The sequence below is a fragment of the Thalassolituus sp. UBA6592 genome (assembly GCF_002433655.1).
GTDB lineage: Bacteria > Pseudomonadota > Gammaproteobacteria > Pseudomonadales > Oceanobacteraceae > Venatoribacter.
The window spans coordinates 5,515-8,629 of record NZ_DJIO01000017.1; the positions used below are offsets into that span (position 1 = coordinate 5,515).

The window sequence follows — 3,115 nt, forward strand, 5'->3', positions numbered from 1 at the left end:
TGAATGCTGCCATTGAGGCTGCCCGCGCCGGTGAGCAGGGTCGGGGGTTTGCAGTGGTTGCTGATGAGGTGCGCACTCTGGCATCGCGCACTCAGGATTCTACCCAGGAAATTCAGGCCGTTATTGAAAAACTTGAAAGTGCCGCGCAATCGGCAGTGGAAGTTATGGATTCAAGTAAGAGCCGGGCCAGCATCAGTGTTGAACAGGCAGCGAAAACGGATGAAAGTCTGCAAGCAATTACTGAAAAAGTTGAATCCATTACGCTGATGAATAATCAGATTGCCGGTGCGACTGAGCGTCAGGAGAAAGCGGCAGCAAGTATTAAAGACAACGTACTTGGCATTAAAGAAACCTCTTCCGAAGCCATGCACAGCATGCAAAAAGTGGAAGAGGCCAGTCGCTCATTGACGACCATATCCGGCACACTGCAAAGCGTTGCCGGGCAGTTTCGTGTGTAATTACGGCTTCTGAAAGCTCAGTGCCTGAATAATTTGGACATTTAAAAAGCGGCTATGGCCGCTTTTTTAATGTCAGATATTGGCTGCGAGATGAATTCCGTATTGCTCTCGCTGCTGCCAGCTTGAGGTAACTTCCTGCAGGCAATCATCGTAAGGCTGGCTTTTGCGGATGGCACACAAAGCCAGTGCAGCTGTACGTAATACAGCTTCTTCCGCGTACTCATTGTGCAGTACGCCATTCCACACATCAGCCAGCGGCTGGATATCCGGAACCGATAATTTACCTTCAATATGTGGTGCTTTCCCCGGAATTTCGATGCCCCTAGCGTTTCCATTAAGAATAGCGTCGCCATTAATGTTGGTATGCGCCTTACAGGTGCGCTCCGGATTAACTTCAAACTCGCCGCCTTCGCCTTTGATAACGATGCAGGATGTTTTATTCAATGCGGCGGCCTGAGTATGTACCGGGCCGTAATTCGGATGAAAGACACCCTGCACGCTGGTGCAGCCCGCAGGCGCCAGAGTTTTCATAACCGTGTTGATAGGCGAGCGCACACCGAGTACAGCTTTCAGTCCAAGCCATTGCTGCAGTACCGGATTCAGTACAGAGCAGGGCAGATAAGCCAGCGAAGGTGCCGAGGCAATGGCGTCACGCTGGCGGATAATGGGCAGGTTAAACGCTTCAAATACCTGATGCAGATAAATACGTCCGGCGGTATGGGATTCTGTGCCGTGGGCGAGAATGCGGTATCCCATCTGATTGAGCAACAACATAGACAGGAAACACCAGAAGGGCTGGCGTCGCTTGCCGGCATAGGAGGGCCAGATTAAATCAGCCTGGGTGTCTGTCGGCCAGAGTTCGTTAATCGCTGCGGCAAAGCCGGCGAGTTCCTCCGGACTTTCTTCTTTTACCCGCATCAGCATAAACACGGCGCCGATCTGCTCTGGCAGAGCATCACCGCTGAGCATGTGTTGCATGGTGAATAGTGCTTCATCAAAGGTCATGTCGCGGCTGCCGTTTTTGCCACGGGCAAGAATGCGCACATAATCAGCCAGAATATGGCTCATAAACAGTTCTCCGGCCGGGGTAATCCGGCAATGCGGGCGGCGAGCTTAGCCGGGCTGCCCGGAAAAAGTTTCATCAGATAAATACTGCCGGATTTTTCGTTGCCCAGCGTCTGCTTCAGGTACTTGCTCAGTGGGCGCATAGCAGGCGACAGCTCGAATTCGCGATAAAAATCCTGCAGCGCGCTGATAATCTCCCAGTGCTCTGGCGTTAATGAAATGCCTTCCTCGGCTGCAAGGTACTCAGCGACTTCTTTATTCCAGTCATCGAGATTAACCAGAAAACCGTCTTTATCCAGTGGTGGTTGCATTATCGGGCCCAGCTCATTGTTTTTTCATGATCCAGCGTCAGCGCAAGCCACTGCTGATCATTGATTGTGCACTCTGCTGTTGCTGTGAGTCCGCGAGCCGTTAAATCTTTTTCGCGTACACGGAATGGCAACTTGCGGTTTTCTGCAGCGTGAGTGAGGTATGCGCCGTCGGCAAGCAAAATCAGTGTGTCTGCGTCGCTGAGTAATGGGGTGATTTTATCCAGAATCTGTTGGTCTGGTGCCATTACAAAATGCAGAGTCATATTAAAACCTCAGACAATGGTTTGCCTGTTGAATGCAGGTTGAGATATCTGCGTCCGTTGCGGCTTGCGCAAAAGGAAATAACAGATCATCGCTCAGTCCGTACTGTTCTGCATCCTCTTGCCGATAGAACACCTGGTCGCAGTCGTACATAGGGAGGGCTTTAATCAGACTGGAGGGCGTTTTGCCGCTGACTTTACGCGGACCCTGCTGTTTTATCAGCCAGCCTATAGCAGCCCCGGTGAAAATCAGGGTTACTTCGTGGTCAAACGTTGCCAGTGCCAGAGCCAGTTCAATGGCCTCCGGATCCGGAGTCGCGGGCGTGTCAATAACAATGCAGACTTTACTCACCTGGGTACCTGTTCTATCAATAATCAGAATTCCGCTTTGCGACCGGAGCTCAATGATCAAAATTCAACCATCAAACGAACCTAGCAAAACTAAACCAGCAAAACTAAAGCATCAAAACTCAATAACACGATCAGAGTCGGCGCAGGCTTCCGCCATTTCGCCCAGTCCGGCCAGCTCAAAACCTGCAGCCAGTGTCTCTGCCGGCAGATTGTATCTCTGTTGCTCTGCGCTGTCGGTGACGCCCCGGCGTAATGCATTGGCGATGCAGACCTGAATGCGGATACCGGCATCTGTAGCCAGAGACTGCCATTGCTGTGTGATTGAGATTTGCCCCTGAACAGGCTGCTGCGTTGACAGCGCGGCGAAGACTGCTTCCTGATAAAGAAATACACGCTGCAGTCTATGGCCTTCAGTCAGCAGGGTGGTGGCAAAATCCAGCGCCGCCTGGTGGTTAACTGTGGCATAGGGACTGGATTTGATCAGCAGAGAATAAGTAGTCATGGGCAGGGTTCCGTTAATTGCAGTTATGGTATCCGCCTTTGATGTGAATGCAATCTTTGTGGAGCCGGAGTCTGTATCGTATTGATTTATAAAAAAAAGTGTTGACCTTCTGCTGTGATTGGGTAATATACGCGGCGTTCGGAGGGATGGCTGAGCGGTTGAAAGCAC

Annotated in this window: 6 protein-coding genes; 1 reads left to right on the plus strand and 5 read right to left on the minus strand. The window is 51.3% G+C overall.

Annotated elements, in window-relative coordinates:
* The coding region (locus B2Z72_RS01450) for a methyl-accepting chemotaxis protein (protein ID WP_297004043.1) at positions 1-458 on the plus strand (458 nt) is incomplete at its 5' end.
* A 72-nt stretch (positions 459-530) separates the two neighbouring features.
* Here B2Z72_RS01450 and B2Z72_RS01455 read toward each other — a convergent pair.
* The 5 genes from B2Z72_RS01455 to tusD all read right to left on the minus strand — a co-directional run bounded on the left by B2Z72_RS01455 (position 531) and on the right by tusD (position 2,947).
* A complete protein-coding gene (locus B2Z72_RS01455; protein ID WP_296983808.1) occupies positions 531-1,526 on the minus strand; it encodes a glycosyl transferase family protein in 996 nt (331 codons plus the stop codon).
* Complete coding sequence (locus B2Z72_RS01460; RefSeq protein ID WP_296983807.1) at positions 1,523-1,834, minus strand: TusE/DsrC/DsvC family sulfur relay protein; 312 nt, start codon at positions 1,832-1,834, stop codon at positions 1,523-1,525. Before B2Z72_RS01460 ends, B2Z72_RS01455 begins: the two co-directional genes overlap by 4 nt.
* Positions 1,834-2,097 (minus strand): DsrH/TusB family sulfur metabolism protein, encoded by a 264-nt coding sequence (locus tag B2Z72_RS01465; protein ID WP_296983806.1) that lies wholly within the window; start codon positions 2,095-2,097, stop codon positions 1,834-1,836. The genes B2Z72_RS01460 and B2Z72_RS01465 overlap by 1 nt, the downstream gene beginning before the upstream one ends.
* Before the next feature lies 1 nt (position 2,098).
* A complete protein-coding gene (locus tag B2Z72_RS01470) occupies positions 2,099-2,446 on the minus strand; it encodes a DsrE family protein (RefSeq protein ID WP_296983804.1) in 348 nt (115 codons plus the stop codon).
* 111 nt (positions 2,447-2,557) lie between these two features.
* Positions 2,558-2,947: a sulfurtransferase complex subunit TusD gene (gene tusD, locus B2Z72_RS01475; RefSeq protein WP_296983802.1), complete on the minus strand. Its 390-nt coding sequence runs from the start codon at positions 2,945-2,947 to the stop codon at positions 2,558-2,560.
* Positions 2,948-3,115: the final 168 nt, after the last annotated feature.